This window comes from Aquimarina sp. AWH4_224 (genome assembly GCF_056160245.1).
Genome location: NZ_JBSWWU010000020.1, coordinates 1 through 17358 on the forward strand (window position 1 = coordinate 1; position 17358 = coordinate 17358).

Annotated in this window: 10 protein-coding genes; 4 read left to right on the plus strand and 6 right to left on the minus strand. The window is 37.2% G+C overall.

Translation table 11 applies throughout. From position 1 onward, the window contains the following. Positions 1-111: 111 nt before the first annotated feature. Together ACXAGJ_RS23475 and mnmE are read right to left on the minus strand one after the other, a co-directional pair. Complete coding sequence (locus ACXAGJ_RS23475) at positions 112-612, minus strand: hypothetical protein (RefSeq protein WP_474843466.1); 501 nt, start codon at positions 610-612, stop codon at positions 112-114. A gap of 263 nt (positions 613-875) precedes the next feature. Continuing rightward, positions 876-2267, minus strand: coding sequence for a tRNA uridine-5-carboxymethylaminomethyl(34) synthesis GTPase MnmE (gene mnmE, locus ACXAGJ_RS23480; RefSeq protein ID WP_474843468.1), 1392 nt, complete (start codon positions 2265-2267; stop codon positions 876-878). Positions 2268-2555: 288 nt separating this feature from the next. Between mnmE and ACXAGJ_RS23485 the strand changes: the two genes are divergently transcribed. Beyond that, positions 2556-4997 carry a trypsin-like peptidase domain-containing protein gene (locus tag ACXAGJ_RS23485; protein ID WP_474843469.1) on the plus strand — a complete coding sequence of 814 codons (2442 nt, stop codon included), beginning with the start codon at positions 2556-2558 and terminating at the stop codon, positions 4995-4997. 622 nt (positions 4998-5619) lie between these two features. Beyond that, positions 5620-5958, plus strand: coding sequence for a DUF4870 domain-containing protein (locus ACXAGJ_RS23490; RefSeq protein WP_073315322.1), 339 nt, complete (start codon positions 5620-5622; stop codon positions 5956-5958). Between the two features lie 76 nt (positions 5959-6034). On the opposite strand, the gene ACXAGJ_RS23495 is transcribed toward ACXAGJ_RS23490, so the two are convergent. Next, positions 6035-7309 carry an ammonium transporter gene (locus ACXAGJ_RS23495; RefSeq protein WP_474843470.1) on the minus strand — a complete coding sequence of 425 codons (1275 nt, stop codon included), beginning with the start codon at positions 7307-7309 and terminating at the stop codon, positions 6035-6037. Positions 7310-7356: 47 nt separating this feature from the next. Continuing rightward, the gene (locus ACXAGJ_RS23500) at positions 7357-7695 is read right to left on the minus strand and encodes a P-II family nitrogen regulator (protein ID WP_474843471.1); all 339 of its coding nucleotides are present in this window, start codon (positions 7693-7695) and stop codon (positions 7357-7359) included. Between the two features lie 448 nt (positions 7696-8143). Between ACXAGJ_RS23500 and gltB the strand changes: the two genes are divergently transcribed. Both gltB and ACXAGJ_RS23510 read left to right on the plus strand, forming a co-directional pair. Beyond that, positions 8144-12643, plus strand: coding sequence for a glutamate synthase large subunit (gltB, locus tag ACXAGJ_RS23505; protein WP_474843472.1), 4500 nt, complete (start codon positions 8144-8146; stop codon positions 12641-12643). Between the two features lie 12 nt (positions 12644-12655). Next, complete coding sequence (locus tag ACXAGJ_RS23510; protein WP_474843473.1) at positions 12656-14119, plus strand: glutamate synthase subunit beta; 1464 nt, start codon at positions 12656-12658, stop codon at positions 14117-14119. Positions 14120-14211: 92 nt separating this feature from the next. Here ACXAGJ_RS23510 and ACXAGJ_RS23515 read toward each other — a convergent pair whose 3' ends face one another. Both ACXAGJ_RS23515 and ACXAGJ_RS23520 read right to left on the minus strand, forming a co-directional pair. Then, the gene (locus ACXAGJ_RS23515; RefSeq protein ID WP_474843474.1) at positions 14212-16965 is read right to left on the minus strand and encodes a M56 family metallopeptidase; all 2754 of its coding nucleotides are present in this window, start codon (positions 16963-16965) and stop codon (positions 14212-14214) included. Beyond that, positions 16965-17324 (minus strand): BlaI/MecI/CopY family transcriptional regulator, encoded by a 360-nt coding sequence (locus ACXAGJ_RS23520; RefSeq protein WP_073315315.1) that lies wholly within the window; start codon positions 17322-17324, stop codon positions 16965-16967. Before ACXAGJ_RS23520 ends, ACXAGJ_RS23515 begins: the two co-directional genes overlap by 1 nt. Between the last annotated feature and the right edge of the window lie 34 nt (positions 17325-17358).

Sequence of the window (17358 nt, forward strand, 5' to 3'; positions counted from 1 at the left end):
CTAATATTAATCTGTCTTCCCAGAAAATCAGGACTTATACTCAAGATTATTGGTTGCTTTTTGATGTTTTATGGGCTTGTGCAACGGTTACTATTGTTACCCAATGTTTTTTTATTCATATCCATGTTTCTTTTTCCAGTCAGATATGTCAATTTTATCAATCTCTTCAAGTCGTTTTTTTTCAGATTGTTCAAAAGAATAGTTTGTATAAAAATACCAAGCGATGAAGCTAAATAAAAATATAATAATCCTTTGTTTGAATTTTAAAAAGTAGTTCTCACCTCTTAAAGTAAATAGAGTATGTGAATTAAATATATAAGGTCTGAAAAAAAGTATAGGGCCGAAGAGGAAGAGCACAATCATTTCCCAAATTTTATAACTCTCAGTTTTGTTTTTTTCAAGTCTTTTCTTTTCCTGTACTAAATACTTCTCCGTTTCTTTTTCCCACTTCGCAATGACCTTTTCTTGTTCTTTTTGCGAAATATTACGCTTAGTAAGTTCCTGTTTAGATTGTCTTATAGCTTCTTCATTCCAATGATCTTTTCCTGAGTAAACAATTTCGATTAGTTCCTCAGTTTTTCGTTCAGATATCGGTGGAGTGAATTCAGTCATTTACAATATTGGGTAACGTATGTATATAGTTACTAAAGGTAACTATATTTCAGATATATACTGTTGTAATTGTTTGTAACTACTTGTAAGTGTTTGTAAACGCCTAAATGTTACCCTGAAAACTCAAAAAAATGGTACCAGAAGCTCATGAGCTATGAATGAGCAACAAGTACTATTAGTTAGGTAGAATTTGATAAGTGATAGATAAACTACTACGACAATTGTAGTTGTTTGAAGATAGAAGTCAGTAAAAGAAAAGTAATTTACTTCCCGATACAGAAATTCGCAAAAATATTACCTAGTAAATCATCACTAGATATTTCTCCTGTGATTTCTCCAAAGTGATATAAGGCCTGACGAATATCAATCGCCATAAGATCACCCGATAATCCAGAGTCTAATCCGTATTGTACTTTTTGGATCTCTTCCAAGGCTTTTAGTAATGCATCATAATGTCTGGTGTTGGTCACAATAGTTTCGTTGTTGCGAAGTGCACCCGTATTTACAAAATCCAAAAGTTTGTTTTGTAAATCTTCAACGCCTAGACCAGATTTTGCGGATAACAAATGGATATTTTCAATTTCGGTAACCAAATGATCGATTTGATTTTGTTTTAGTTTGTCTACTTTGTTGGCCACAATAACCAAAGGTTTTTGTGGATATTTGTTTTTGATTTTACCGATTTCTGTTTTTAGTTCTATCAAACTCTCGGGAGTGAGTAGTGAGCTATCGATCAGATAAATCACTACCTGGGCCTGATCAATCTTTTCAAAAGTCTTTTGTATACCAATACTTTCTACCACATCTTTGGTATCTCGTATTCCTGCGGTATCGATAAATCGAAATCCAATACCACCAATATTGATTTCGTCTTCGATAGTATCTCTGGTGGTACCTGCAATATCAGATACAATGGCTCTTTCTTCATTAAGCAGCGCGTTTAGCAGGGTAGACTTACCAACATTAGGTTCTCCAACGATGGCTACAGGAATTCCATTTTTGATCACATTACCTACCGCAAAAGAATCTATTAAGCGCTTCAATACTTTTGTAATTCTAGAGATCAAATCTTTAAATTGTGTGCGGTCTGCAAACTCTACATCTTCTTCAGCAAAGTCCAGTTCTAATTCTATGAGTGAAGCAAAATTGAGCAACTCATCTCGTAGTTTTTTGATCTCATTAGAGAATCCTCCTCGCATTTGTTGCATGGCGATTTGGTGGGAGGCTTCAGAATCTGATGCGATCAGGTCAGCCACCGCTTCCGCTTGTGATAAATCTAATTTTCCATTGATAAACGCACGTAACGTAAATTCACCCGCATCTGCCATACGGCATCCTTTACGAAGTAATAGCTGAATGATTTCCTGTTGGATATACGTAGAACCGTGACAAGAAATTTCTATGGTAGGTTCGCCCGTATACGAATTCGTTCCTTTAAAGATAGATACCAAAACCTCATCAAGAACTCGTTCCTGATCTACAATATGTCCTAAATGAATGGTATGACTTTTTTGTTTGCTCAGTTCTTTTCCACTTACGGATCTAAACAAAGGAGAGCAAATCGATATCGCATCTTTTCCCGAAACTCGAATTATGGCTATAGCACCGCTTCCCGAAGGAGTAGCGAGTGCGACTATAGTATCTTGTGAAATCATAGCAATGTACTGAAAGCGCAAAAATAGCCATTAATCTACTCACTTTAAACACGCATTGTTAAACTTTTTTTGAAGAGTTGTTTTTCTTTTCTATCTTGTAGGTCACTGAAAATGATAGTATTGATTGTATGCCTTTTGTAATCAGTGTTCGGGACAAAAAGTAATAAAAATATTGAGTAGTTATTGTTGTGATAACGAATAGTAATTGGAAGACATGTGGATTAACCATCCATAAAACCTAACAACTAAATTTAATGTCTAACCAATTAATAAATAATTCTTATTCGTATGAATTTACACAACACAAACTCAACTCACGCTACGAAGAAGTATTCCTTATCCACACTAGGAATATGGATTTGCACAGTATTTATGTTAATGCCCCTTATCCATTGGGGACAAACTGACCCTCTACCGACCAGATATCAGGACGTTAACGTGTCTTTATGGTCTACAAATGCAATTGGAAAAAGTAATACAGAAATTTTAACAAAGACCATAGCCGAACCAGGTGCCACTTGGTTGCGATTATTTTTTAAAGATGTAAATCTAGGACAAAATAGTACGCTTACGATTACATCGGCACTCGATGGAGCTTCTCAAACCTTAACTTCAGCCACTATTGGAGATTGGAAAAACACCAGTGCTTACTTTAATGGAGACAAAATTACTTTGAGATTATCTGTTGCTGCTGGAGAAAAGTCGATTGGGCTTAGCATCAAAGAACTGGGAATTGGAATTGATGATCCAAACACCAAGTCTCAATGTGGATCTAATGATGATCGTATCGACTCTACAGACGATGCTATTGGTAGGATAGTTCCTATTGGATGTACAGGATGGATTATCACCAATGGTCGTCTGGTAACCGCGGGACATTGTGTAGGGAGCAGAGCACAAATTATTGAATTTAATGTTCCAAAATCAAATCCAGATAGAACGATTGTTCACCCTGGGCCAGAAGACCAATATCCTATCGGAAACTTTGTTTCGCCATATCCTAATAGCCCAAGCCAGGCGAATGACTGGGCTGTTTTTACAGCAAGTGCTAATTCACAAACAGGACTTACACCAATCCAGGCACAAGGAAAATCATTCAACGTAGTTCAGTCGGCTCCCGGAAGCACGATTAGAATTACTGGTTTCGGAACCGATACAGGTATCGACAATCAAACGCAGCAAACCCATTCTGGACCACTTTCTTCTGTTAATAACACTTTTGTGCGTTATCGGGCAGATACTACCGGAGGAAATTCGGGGAGTCCAATTATTGATGAAGCTACAGGTAACGCCGTAGGAGTACACGCCTATGGTGGTTGTTCTGGATCGGGAGGATCTAACTCTGGAGAAAGAGCTACCATTCCTGCATTTTGGGATGCGATGGGACTTGGCAGTACACCACCTCCACCCCCAAATGAAGACTGTAGTGGGGATGTTAGTTCATTTCCGTTTGCAGAAAGTTTTGAGTCTAACCTGGGGCAATGGTCTCAAGCAACTTCCGGTGATGATTTGAACTGGAGCAGAAATTCTGGAGGAACTCCCTCTAACGGTACCGGACCAGGTAGTGCAGCAGATGGTAGTTTTTATCTATATGTTGAGGCTTCTGGTAATGGTACGGGATATCCAAACAAACGAGCTATCCTTAACTCTCCATGTTTAAACTTTGGTTCCTTGTCAGAGCCTACACTTACTTTTCAATATCATATGTTAGGTAGTGCCATTAATAGTTTAACTGTAGAGGCGCGAACTAATAATTCTGGAAGCTGGGCAAGCGTGTTTAGCAGGTCAGGAGAACAAGGATCAAACTGGAACAGTGCCAATGTAGATCTATCCGCTTATGCAGGACAGAGTAGTGTACAATTACGATTTAATGTAGTTACTGGTTCTGGTGGTAGCGGATGGCAAAGTGATATTGCTATAGACGACGTAAGCATTCAAAACGGTTCGGGAACTCCACCGCCAACATGTACTGCTTTAGACTTCAATGATTTTAGTATTACTTCTTTCTCTAACCAGGATGCTGCTGGTAATTCTTCAATAGGAAATGGAGGAGCGTCTTTAACACTAACTAACAATACCTGGAAGTTTATCACATTCAATTACACGGTAACTCCTAATACAGTTATCGAATTTCAATTCAGTAGTTCTGGACAAGGAGAAATTCATGGAGTTGGTTTCGAAGACGACAATGGCTTAACGTCTACAAGATATTTCAAAGTACATGGTACACAAAACTATGGAGTGACCAACTATGATAATTACTCGGGAGGAACGACTAACTATGTGATCCCTGTAGGTAATTTCTACACTGGTAGTATGGATCGATTAGTATTTATTAATGACAACGATGGGGGATCTGGAAATAACTCTACTTTCTCTAATGTGAGAATTTATGAAGGATCTTGCGGACAGTCTGCCAATACAGAACGTGTAACTACTTTAGAAAATGTAACTCCTATTTTAGGTACCGAAGACGAAGGAAGTTTGATCGGACTTCGTATTTCTCCAAACCCGGTAAAAGATGTGTTTTCTATTTACTTGAACGGTTTTACGAAAGGGACAACAAAGGCTTTTGTGTATGATATCCTAGGAAGACAACAAGCACAAATTACTTTACAACCAGGTGAAAACCGAATTTCAACACGAAGTTTGTCTCTGGGTCATGGTATCTACATGATTAAACTGGATGTAAACAACGAATCGATAATCCAAAAAATAATTATAAACTAGGCAATTAAGTAGGGCATTAAATTGATTAAGGAGCTATCTGTTACAGATAGCTCTTTTTTATATGGTCTTTTTAAGGTCTGATCGCATCATCGAAAAAACTAAAACTTTTGTTAAAGGTTGAGTGGTAAGATAACGTTTTTATGAGATAACACATCAATATATGGTGGTCTGTTTTATCCTAGGTTATGGATCATTTTTATAAAGACATAAACCTTGAGTGTCTTTAAATGTTCAGGGGATATAGAATTAAAACCTTATAAAAATGAAAAAGAACAAGAAAATCAGTCTTTCCTTAAACAAGATGGTTATTACTAAATTTGAGGCAAACCATGTAAAGGGAGGTGCCAGGGAAACTTATCCTTATGACGACCCTTTAGCTGATTGTGCATCGGATGTTGGGTGTGGTCCAAGCAGGAGACGCTGTCCAATAGCTTAGTAAATTTTTATTTAGGCATAGGTTGATTCCAACCTATGCCTTTTTTAATGTTATGAGATCCTGTGGTATGAATTTATGTTTTTAATTGATCTGAGATGTAACAAATTGCAAATAAAATCGTCATATAAGTATAATTGCTAATAATATTAGCAAAATTATTCATCAATCAATCAAAAAAACAAAATCATGAGACAAGACAAATCATTATTAGTGATCACACACCTATCACAATTGTTAGATGTTATTACGGGATTCGGTGGTTTTTTGGTACCATTAATTTTATGGTTAACTCAAAGAGAACGAGTCTTGGCAATGGATGAGCACGGAAAATCCATTATGAATTTCCAGATAAGTATGTTTATCTATGCGATTATTTGTATTCCGCTTATTTTCTTATTTGGGTTAGGGATATTAGGATTGCTGTTAATAGCAGTATTGTATTTGGTATTTCCGATCATTAATGCGATAAAAGCGAGCAATGGAGAGGCACCATCTTATCCGTTGTCTATGCAAATCATTAAATAACAAAAGGGCAGTGTTAAACTGCCCTTTCTTATATAGAAACACCTTTACGGTTAGTGTTTGGTTACTCTATATGAATTTACTCCCCATATGCATTGATACCATGCTCGTGTATATCAAGACCATCAATTTCTTCTTTTTCAGAAACTCGTAAACCAATTGTTTTCTTTAAGATAAACAGTACAATAAAACTAGTAAGCACAGCCCATCCGATATAAGATAGAGATCCCAGGGTTTGCACTCCTAATAATTTGACTCCTCCTCCATAGAAAAGTCCACCATCTGTTGCAAGAAAACCTATCAATACAGTACCTAGAAAACCGCATACTCCATGTACAGAAATAGCACCTACTGGATCGTCTATTTTTAACTTTTTATCAATAAATTCAATAGAAAGTACTACAACAATACCAGAAATTAAACCAATTATTAGAGCACCAAATTGACTTACTGCTCCACAACCAGCTGTAATTCCAACCAAACCAGCAAGGGCACCATTAAGAGTCATAGAAACATCGGGTTTACCATATTTGATCCAAGTGAATACTAATGCAGCGATAGCTCCGATAGCAGCGGCTATATTTGTGTTGATAATAACGCTACCTGCACCTACTGTATCACTTCCTCCCCAAGCTAATTGTGAGCCTCCGTTAAATCCAAACCAGCCTAACCAAAGGATTAGAACTCCAAGAGCACCAAAAAGCATATTGTGACCCGGAATAACATTTACTTTGCCATTTTCATATTTACCAATACGGGGTCCTACAAGTTTGGCAGCTATCAAAGCTGCACCACCACCCACAGCATGTACTACAGAAGAACCTGCAAAATCTACAAATCCTAGGGTGTTTAACCATGCATCATCATCAAATGGCCAGTACCAACTACCAGAAATAGGATAAATAATAGCGGTTAATATAAAAGAGAAAATTAAATACGTTGAAAATTTTGTACGTCCTGCAATTGCACCAGAGACAATTGTAGCAGCTGTAGCACAAAATACAGTTTGAAAAAATAGGTTGTACCAGTCATCAGCATGGAAAAAGGCATATCCTTGATCGCTTGAACTCCATCTAAAAAAACCACCGGCTATAACTTCATCTCCATACATTATAGCATAACCAATTGCCCAGAAAATAATTGACCCGATCGCAAGGTCCATTACATTTTTCATTACGATGTTTGCTGCGTTTTTACCTCGGGTAAAACCAACTTCTACCAAAGTGAATCCTCCTTGCATGAAGAATACTAGAATGGCAGAAAGCGTAATCCATAAGGCTGCCATATCACCATTAATCCCTTCAACAGCAGCTTCGACGGCCTTTTGTACATCTTGTTGTTGTATATTGCTCATAAACTATTTGTTTTAATTTTTTAGTTGATTTTTTGTTGTACTAAGGCCTATTTTAGCGTATCCCCACCTTTTTCCCCAGTACGAATTCTGTATGCATCTTGTACATCAGACACAAATATTTTTCCGTCTCCGACTTCTCCGGTTTTAGCGGCTTCCAAGATTGCAGAGATGGTTGCTTCTTCGAAATCATCGTTTACCACTATTGACAAATACCTTCTTTGTATATCTGTAGTACTGTAAGAAATACCTCTGTACACACTTCCTTTTTGTTCGTGACCTACACCGGTTACATCCCAATATGAGAAAAACAATACACCTTTATCATGTAGTGCTTCTCTAACCACTCGGTATTTTGATCTCCTAATGATTGCTTCTATTTTCTTCATATAGAATAAAAGTTAAAATTAATGTTAAATTCAATCCAAAAATATGGTAATTTGTTTTTTACGTCCAAATTTTATAGGGTAAACACGTAATTTTTGTCATTTTAAAATAAATACCCCCTAAAAAATTAGGGGTCTTTATTTTTTGTTAATAAAAATGATAATTCTGCACTTTAAAAAATCAAAAATTTTACGAAAACGTTTTCATTGAAGATTATTGATAATCAATAGGTGAGAATTTTGCGAAAACCCTTGAAATAATTGGGGTTTTATTGAAAAAACCGCATTATCAAATTCGCAAATTGAGGACCTTATTTTGTGATTATTTTATTCTAAAAGGCCTTTTTTTGGAGAGCCCAGAAAAGTGAAGTTGATTGTAGGGGTTTTCTTTTTCGTTCCTTAACGATTTGTTAATTTCATGAACTTGAAACACGTTTAAGTCGGAAACATTATGAAGAAACAAGGAATGTATCTACCCGAATTCGAACACGACGCATGTGGTGCCGGATTTATATGTAGCCTAGAAGGAAAAAAATCGAATGACATCATTCATAAAGCACTTGAAATTCTCGAAAAGTTAGAACATCGAGGAGCTGTAAGTGCCGATGGAAAGACAGGAGATGGTGCAGGAATTTTGATCGATATTCCTCATGACTTTTTTGTAGAACATTGTGATTTTGATTTACCGGAGGCTGGGGAGTATGCCGTAAGTAATGTCTTTTTACCTCAGAAAGAAAACCAAAGACAATTTTGTATAGATACTTTTGAGGAAAATATAAAGAATCAAGGACTTACCTTATTAGGATGGAGAGATGTTCCTGTAGATCCCATTCATCTGGGGGAGATCGCAGCTAGTACAGAACCTTTTATAAAGCAAATATTTATAGGTAAAGAAAAAGGGGATCAAAGTTATTTCGACTTCAATCTGAAATTATTCACAGCCAGAAAAATTACAGAACATACCATATATGGTTCTAAACTGTCTGAGAGTAAGTTTTTCTATCTGCCAAGTTTGTCTACAAAGACATTAATATTTAAAGGATTATTAATGCCTGAGGATATTAAACTATATTATATAGACTTATTAGATCCAAAACTAGTAACAAGATTGGCTTTGGTGCACCAACGTTTTTCGACCAATACATTTCCGACCTGGGATTTGGCACAACCGTTTAGATACATGTGTCATAATGGAGAGATCAATACATTAAGAGGTAATGTTACCAGAATGCGATCCAGAGAAGAATTATTGCAGAGTGATTGGTTTGGTGAAGATATCAAAAAGGTATTGCCTGTTGTGTTACCTGGTAAATCAGATTCTGCTTCTATGGATATGGTTGTGGAGTTATTATTAATGACAGGGAGATCATTACCAGAGGTGATGATGATGATGGTGCCAGAGGCTTGGGAGAAGAACCCCGACATGTCTGAAGCCAAAAAAGCATTTTACGAGTATAATTCTTGTGCAATGGAGCCTTGGGATGGTCCGGCTTCCATTCCATTTACCGATGGAAACTATATTGGAGCGGTTCTGGATAGAAACGGATTACGTCCTTCACGATATACGGTAACCAAGAATGGATATGTGATCATGTCCTCAGAAACTGGTGTGGTAGATATCAAACCAGATAATATTGAATACCACGGAAGATTAGAACCAGGAAAGATGTTTCTGGTAAATATGGAAGAGGGTAGAATCGTAAATGATGAAGAGGTTAAAGAAGAAATCGCCGCCAAACACCCGTATAGAGAATGGCTGGATAGCAATTTGGTACATTTAAAAGATATACCTTATAATGACTGTCCTTTATTCTTAGGAGAAGAAACGATTGCTAAGCGTAAAGAAGTATTTGGATATACACAAGAAGATATAGATACGATTATTGCTCCAATGGGGCAGTTGGGTAAAGAACCTATCGGATCTATGGGGTCTGATACTCCTATAGCGGTTCTTTCTGAAAGGCCACAATTGATTTATAATTATTTCAAGCAACTATTTGCGCAGGTAACCAATCCTCCTTTGGATGGTATTCGCGAAGAGCTGATTTGTGATATCAGCCTTACTCTTGGAGCTGATCATAATATTTTTGATATCAATGATAAGCATTGTAACAAGCTTAAAATTCAAAATCCAGTAATATCCAAAGAGGATCTGGATAAGATCAAAACGTATACCGATAAAGGCTTTAAGGTAACTTCAGTTCCTATGTTGTACAACATAAACAGAGGACTAAATGGGTTAGAAGATGCTTTGGATCAGTTGCTAGACAATGTTTCAGAAGCTATCGAGGAAGGAACCAATATCATTATACTGTCTGATAGAAATGTAAGCAAACATAGAGCTCCAATCCCTGCATTGTTGGCGTGTTCTTACGTAAATAGTGGTTTGCAAAAACTTGGGCAACGTTCTAAAGTAAGTATTATCATAGAGTCTGCAGAACCGAGAGAAGTACATCATTTTGCATTGCTATTTGGTTATGGTGCTAGCGCGATTAATCCATACATGGTGAATGAAATCATAGGAGAGCAAATCGAAGAGCGTAATATTTCTGATCTCAGTTTTGAAGAGGCAATTAACAATTACAATAAAGCAGTAGGAAAAGGAGTGCTTAAGGTGATGAACAAAATAGGTATTTCTACCTTGAATTCATACCGTAGTTCTCAGTTATTTGAGTGTATTGGGATCAATACCAAGGTGGTGGATCAATATTTCCCAAATACAGCTACTAGAATCCAGGGAATTGGATTGTATGAAATAGAAAAAGAAATTGCAAAACGACATAAGAGAGCCTACGTAGAACGTGAAATTGGAGCTAATTTAGATCTTGAAATAGGAGGACAGTATCGTTGGAGACGTAATGGAGAAAAACATCAGTTTAATCCACTTTCTGTAGCAAAATTGCAGAAGTCTGTACGTGATAATGATCCAAAAACATATAAAGAGTATGCAGAGCTGATCAATAAACAATCCAAGGACCTAATGACGATAAGAGGGTTGTTGGAATTTTCAAATTTTGATCCGATTCCGATTGATGAGGTAGAGCCTTGGACAGAAATTGTAAAGCGTTTCAAAACGGGAGCCATGTCTTATGGGTCGATTAGTAAGGAAGCTCACGAAAACTTGGCTATTGCCATGAATCGAATAGGAGGAAAAAGTAATTCGGGAGAAGGAGGAGAAAATCCCGAGCGTTTCTACAAAAATGTAGGAGGTGACTGGAAAAATAGTGCGATCAAACAGGTAGCCTCTGGGCGATTTGGAGTTTCGTCAAACTATCTTACCAGTGCTGCTGAAATCCAAATCAAAATGGCACAGGGAGCAAAACCAGGAGAAGGAGGACAATTACCAGGGCCAAAGGTAAATCCAGAGATTGCCAAAACGAGAAATTCTACACCTTATGTTGGACTGATCTCACCACCTCCGCACCACGATATCTATTCTATTGAAGATTTATCTCAGTTAATATATGATCTGAAATCCGCCAATAGAGAAGCAAGAATTAATGTAAAACTTGTTTCTGAAGTGGGTGTAGGTACCGTAGCAGCAGGTGTAGCCAAAGCAAAAGCGGATGTGATTCTAATCTCAGGATTTGACGGAGGTACAGGAGCATCACCGCTCACATCTTTAAAACATGCCGGATTACCTTGGGAACTAGGAATTGCCGAAGCACAACAAACCTTGGTAGGAAATAATCTAAGAAGCCGAGTAGTCGTAGAGTGTGATGGTCAGTTAAAAACCGGACGTGACGTAGCTATTGCATGTTTATTAGGTGCAGAAGAATTTGGTTTTGCAACAGCTCCGTTGGTAGCATCAGGATGTATTATGATGCGTGTGTGTCACTTAAATACCTGCCCAGTAGGGATTGCTACTCAAAACCCAGAATTGCGCAAGAAGTTTAAAGGGAAGCCCGAACATGTAGTGAACTATATGTATTTCATTGCGCAGGAATTGAGAGAGATCATGGCACAACTTGGTTTCAGAACTGTAGATGAGATGGTAGGGCAGGTAAGCAAATTAGATCATAAAAAAGCTGTAGAACATTATAAGGCTGCAGGTATCGATCTTAGCCCAATTTTACACCAGGTAGATGCACCAGAAGGAGTAGAGGTATATAATACAGAAATCCAAGACCATGGGTTAGGAAAGTCTATAGATTTTGATATCATCGAGCAAGCACACCCTGCTTTGTTCCGTAAAGAGAAAACAACTTTAGATTTTGATATTAGTAATACTGATCGTGCTGTAGGTGCAATCTTGAGTAACGAGATTTCTAAAATCTACGGTGCTCAAGGACTACCAGATAATACGTTGAAATTGAATTTTACCGGTTCTGCAGGACAGAGTTTTGGGGCTTTTGCTACCAAAGGATTGACCATGGTGGTGAATGGAAATACTAATGATTATCTAGGAAAAGGATTATCAGGAGCAAAACTGATCATCAAAGTACCTGATGAGGCTACAATTGTTCCTCAGGAAAATATCATCACTGGTAATGTTACTTTGTATGGAGCAACTGGTGGTGAGGTGTATATCAATGGAAAGGCGGGAGAGCGTTTCTGTGTACGTAACTCTGGAGCTAAAGCTGTTGTAGAAGGAATCGGAGATCATGGGTGTGAATATATGACCGGTGGGATTGCTGTAATACTAGGAGAAGTTGGAAGAAACTTTGGAGCAGGAATGTCGGGAGGAATTGCTTACATCTATGATGATAAGAAAACATTCGAAAAGAATTGCAACAAAGAAGCGTTGAATCTTGATCCTGTAGTAGAAGCTAATGATAAGGAGGAGTTAAGAACATTGATCGAAAACCACTATAACGCGACTTTAAGTCCATTAGCCCAAAGTATACTCGAAAATTGGGAGAGTGAATTACCAAAATTCATCAAAATATTCCCAGAAGAGTATAAGCAGGCGTTAAAACGATTAGAAGAAGAAAAATTAGCACAAGCATAAACGATAGTAGACATGGGAAAGACAACTGGATTTTTAGAATTTGAAAGAGAGATTGAACAGTATCAACCTGTAGAAGATCGTATTAAAAACTATAAGGAGTTTACTGTGGCCATGCCAGAAAGTAAACTTAAAGACCAAGGAGCTAGATGTATGGATTGCGGTATCCCGTTCTGTCATAGTGGATGTCCATTGGGTAATCTTATACCGGATTTTAATGATGCCGTATATCGAGGTAAATGGGAGAAAGCAGCCAATATCCTGCAATCGACAAATAATTTTCCAGAATTTACAGGAAGGTTATGCCCAGCACCTTGCGAAGAAGCTTGTGTTTTGGGGATTAATGAAGATCCTGTAACGATCGAAAATATTGAAAAGAACATTACCGAAGAAGCTTTCAAAAACGGATGGATAAAAGCAAATCCGCCAAAGGATAGAACAGGAAAGACAATTGCAGTAGTAGGGTCTGGTCCTGCAGGATTAGCAGCAGCACAACAATTAAATAGAGCAGGACACTTAGTTACTGTTTTTGAAAGAGATGAAAAGGTAGGCGGATTACTACGCTATGGAATTCCTGATTTTAAAATGGAAAAACATATCATCGATCGTCGAGTTACCGTTCTTGAAGAAGAAGGAATTGTGTTTAAAACCAATACTGCAATCGGTAAAGATATTTCGGCTTCGCAACTCAAAGAAGATTTTGATGCTGTGGTATTATGTACCGGAGCTACTGTACGACGTAATTTGCCAATCAAAGGAGCGGACTTGAAAGGAGTGGTGCAGGCGATGGACTTTCTTCCTCAAAACAATAGGAGAGTAGATGGGATAAAGGACTTGGGCGAAGAAATATTAGCAACTGGTAAAGATGTGATCGTAATCGGTGGAGGAGATACGGGGTCTGATTGTATCGGTACTTCGGTTCGCCATGGAGCCACTTCAGTGACCAATTTTGAAATTATGGGTAAAGGGACAACGGATCGTCCCGCCGATCAGCCATGGCCTTTTTGGCCTATGCGATTGCGAACTAGTTCTTCGCATCAGGAAGGTGTAGATAGACATTGGAGTATCTCGACCAAAGAGTTTTTGGGAGATGAAAATGGAAACCTAAAAGGTCTGATAACTACCGAAGTAGAATGGGTAAAACAAAACGGACGTTTTACACTGAAAGAAGTATTAGGAACAGAAAAAGAATGGAAGTGTGAGTTAGCATTATTGGCATTAGGATTTACAGGGTCTGAGCCTACGGTTGCAGAGCAACTTGGAGTAGATCTGGATGCTCGTACTAATCTAAAAGCCACAGAAAAAGACTATGCTACCAATGTAAAAGGAGTTTTTGCAGCTGGAGATAGCAGACGAGGACAGTCTTTGATCGTTTGGGCAATTTCTGAAGGAAGACAGGCCGCGCATCATGTAGATAAATACTTAATGGGGATTTCTAATCTACCACTCAAAGGGGATGGAGATCTTCCAAGAATATAACATGATTTATTATTCAATATACGTGTTAATCAAAAGGCCGCTAAAAAATGGGATTAGCGGCCTTCGTTTTTTGATTGATGAACAAGTTTTGACTAAAAGTGGATTTTAATTCTTATCGCTTGATCCAGGGAAATACTAGGATCTTCTTTCTTTAAGGATTGAACAAATTCTGGAGTTACATTGTGAATTTTTAAGGATTGAATTTGATCGGCAGAAAGGTTTTTATATCCTATATCCTCAAAGGATTTAATAAACTCTGGAGTAATACGATGAATTTTGAAAGACATAATATCATCCAGGGGTAAGTCTCCAAAACGAGATTGTTTAAATTCTTTGATATACTCTGGAGTGACATTATGTATTTTAAAAGATATCAGGTCATCCATAGATAAGTTGTTGTACCCAATTTTCTTATATTCTGAAGCAGAATCTGGAGAAACATTATGGATTTTGAGCGCCATAGCTTTGTCCAAAGAAATATTTGAATACCCTGCCTTTTTGAAGGTTTCTATAAACTCGGGAGTTACTCTATGAATTTTTAACCCTACTACGTCATCCAAAGGAATGTTTTTGTATCCCGCTTTATGATAACCTTTAATAAACTCTGGGGTTACATTATGAATCTTAAGTGATATTACTTGATCCACAGTAATGTCGTTATACCCTAAGGCTTTAAACTGTTTGATGTAATCCCCTGGAGTATTTTGTAGATCTTGACTACTACCGTAACTGTTGGTGGAACTTGATTGAGAGTCCCCATCAGAAGAATAGTTTTTTGCCGCTTTTACTTGTCCGGGCGTTACATTGTGTATTTTTAACTTAATTACCTCCTGTAAACTTAGATTGTTCTGACCGGATTTCTTGTATGCTTTGATAAGATCGGGTGTTACATTATGAATCTTTAGTTTTTTTGCTTCACCCAAAGTGACATTAGTATATCCAAGCTTTTTCAAGTCATTGATGTACTCCAAAGTCACATTGTGGATTTTCATTTCTTTAGCTTCTTTTAAAGACACGTTTTTGTATCCCGCATTTTTGAAGGAAGAAACGTATTTGGGAGTCACGTTATGGATCTTAAGATTCCTGGCATCTTTTACAGAAATATCTCCATACCCAGCTTTTTTGAAAGAAGTGATAAAGTCCGGAGTTACGTTATGAATTTTTAATTTCATATAATCGTCCAGAGACATTTTTCCATAACCTGCAGAAGCATATGATTTTACAAACTCTGGTGTAAGACTGTGAATTTTGGCTTTGGTTATTTTCTTTAGTGATACTTTACTTCCATTGAGATTGTTTACGAATTTGATATAATTGGCATCTACATCAAAAAGATTAAGTTTTGCAATTTCTTCCATGCTATATTGACTATATCCAAGTTGTGCCAAATCTTTACGATACGATTTTAACTTTTCAAGTGGTAGCGCTTTGTGAATGATATCTTCGAAATCATCCTGGTCGAGGCTCAAATTCTCTGCCTTTAGATAGGCCAGATACTTGTTGTCAAATCCTGTAAGAAAACAGTGCATTAGATCTCGATTTTCAGCCTGTAACCCATAAGATGTTAGTGTTTTTTTGAATCCTTCGTTAGGTTCGAAAACATATCTACCATCACCTAGCTTATTGTCAAACTGACCGATGTATGTAAGGGCTCCCGCATCTGCTGTTACTTTCAGTTCCTGACGATCTCCTGCTGGGAAATTAGCAAAGTATGAAGGATCATAACAACGGGTAATGGACCAATAGTTGCGTTTTAGTGGTTCTGCACTTCGATACATTACACATAATTTACCTCCACCCACTTCGGCATCCCATACACCTCTGGTATAGTCATTTTTTGCTAAAGCAGTGATATTGGTTTCTGTTGTTGTAGGCATATCGTTTTCATCGACATGAGTAATGCTGGTAGCATTAGGTTGTACCGGATTAAAAGAAAATACGGTTAACGCCAGTAATGGAACAATGATTAGGTATTTCCATCCTGATTTTGCAGTTGATTTTTTTGAATTCATCATGAGTATTCGTTTTTTGAGAAATGATTGATTGTAACTTGTTGCCAAACCTGTAGGCATATTTGGGGTAGATACTTTTAAAAGATTCATTTGATAGGTCTCTTTATCTTCACCGATATTCAACATACTGTCATCGGTAAGATATTCCAGATTGTTATCAATAGCTTTGCGATATAACCAGGCAAAAGGATTGAACCACTGCAGGGTGACTAATAACTCCACCAGCAACATATCAAAACTATGTCTTCCCTTAATGTGCAATTGCTCATGTTTTAAGATTTGCAAATAGGTGTCGGGTTGATATTGGCTGGGATTCATAAATATCCGATTCCAGAAAGAGTAGGGAGCATGCTTTTTGTTGGTTTCGATGATTTTGTAATCATCTACTTCGATAGTAGGATATCTTAAAATTCGGTATAATAAAACTCCTAATTGAATTAAGAAATGCACTCCAAATACCATCATGCCAAGGATGTAGATGTAGACCAAAATCGATTTCCAGTCAATAAAGATTTCCGAAGCTGTCAATGAAGTCCCATCTTCAGTTATAATCTGTGTTTCTTGGATATTAATTTCTGACGTAGAAGGAACAGTAGCGGTAGAACTTTGAGCATATTCTGTTGGTAGCGATACACTAACCTCCTGATCAACTGCTTTTTTAAACGAAAGACTTTGAGGTACGCTTATTAATGGAAGCGTAAAAGATAATATGATCAATGATAGTAAAACCCATCTGTTTAATCCGTAAAAAGTCTCTTTGGATAAGAAAAAGCGATAGATAATATAGGATAGGCCTATCAAGGCAGAACTATGAATGATATAATCGATTTCCATTATTTTTTCTTTTTGATCAGTTGTATGATTTCTTCTAATTCTTGTGAGTTGATTTTTTCTTCTTTGGCAAAGAATTTTACCAATGCCAAAGGAGAGTTGTCAAAATAATTATTAACTACATCGCCCACGACTTCTTTTTGATATTCGTCTTTGCTGATCAATGGGTAATACTGAAAGCTATTCCCGAAAGCAACATGACTAATAAAGCCTTTTTCTTCAAGAATTTTTACAATGGTCGCGGTGGTGTTATAGTGAGGTTTGGGATTAGGTAACTCAGCTATAATTTCCTTGATGAAAGCCTTTTCCAGTTTCCAAAGGCTTTGCATAATTTGCTCTTCTCTTTTGGCTAATTTCTGCATAATTCTAATTGTATAGCACAAACATACTACTAAT

What these genes read in the sequence shown, in the direction of transcription:
- ACXAGJ_RS23515 (WP_474843474.1), bottom strand. Translation starts at nt 16,965, where the DNA reads ATGGAAATCGATTATATCATTCATAGTTCTGCCTTGATAGGCCTATCC.
- ACXAGJ_RS23475 (WP_474843466.1), bottom strand. Translation starts at nt 612, where the DNA reads ATGACTGAATTCACTCCACCGATATCTGAACGAAAAACTGAGGAACTA.
- ACXAGJ_RS23510 (WP_474843473.1), top strand. Translation starts at nt 12,656, where the DNA reads ATGGGAAAGACAACTGGATTTTTAGAATTTGAAAGAGAGATTGAACAG.
- mnmE (WP_474843468.1), bottom strand. Translation starts at nt 2,267, where the DNA reads ATGATTTCACAAGATACTATAGTCGCACTCGCTACTCCTTCGGGAAGC.
- ACXAGJ_RS23490 (WP_073315322.1), top strand. Translation starts at nt 5,620, where the DNA reads ATGAGACAAGACAAATCATTATTAGTGATCACACACCTATCACAATTG.
- ACXAGJ_RS23485 (WP_474843469.1), top strand. Translation starts at nt 2,556, where the DNA reads ATGAATTTACACAACACAAACTCAACTCACGCTACGAAGAAGTATTCC.
- ACXAGJ_RS23495 (WP_474843470.1), bottom strand. Translation starts at nt 7,309, where the DNA reads ATGAGCAATATACAACAACAAGATGTACAAAAGGCCGTCGAAGCTGCT.
- gltB (WP_474843472.1), top strand. Translation starts at nt 8,144, where the DNA reads ATGAAGAAACAAGGAATGTATCTACCCGAATTCGAACACGACGCATGT.
- ACXAGJ_RS23520 (WP_073315315.1), bottom strand. Translation starts at nt 17,324, where the DNA reads ATGCAGAAATTAGCCAAAAGAGAAGAGCAAATTATGCAAAGCCTTTGG.
- ACXAGJ_RS23500 (WP_474843471.1), bottom strand. Translation starts at nt 7,695, where the DNA reads ATGAAGAAAATAGAAGCAATCATTAGGAGATCAAAATACCGAGTGGTT.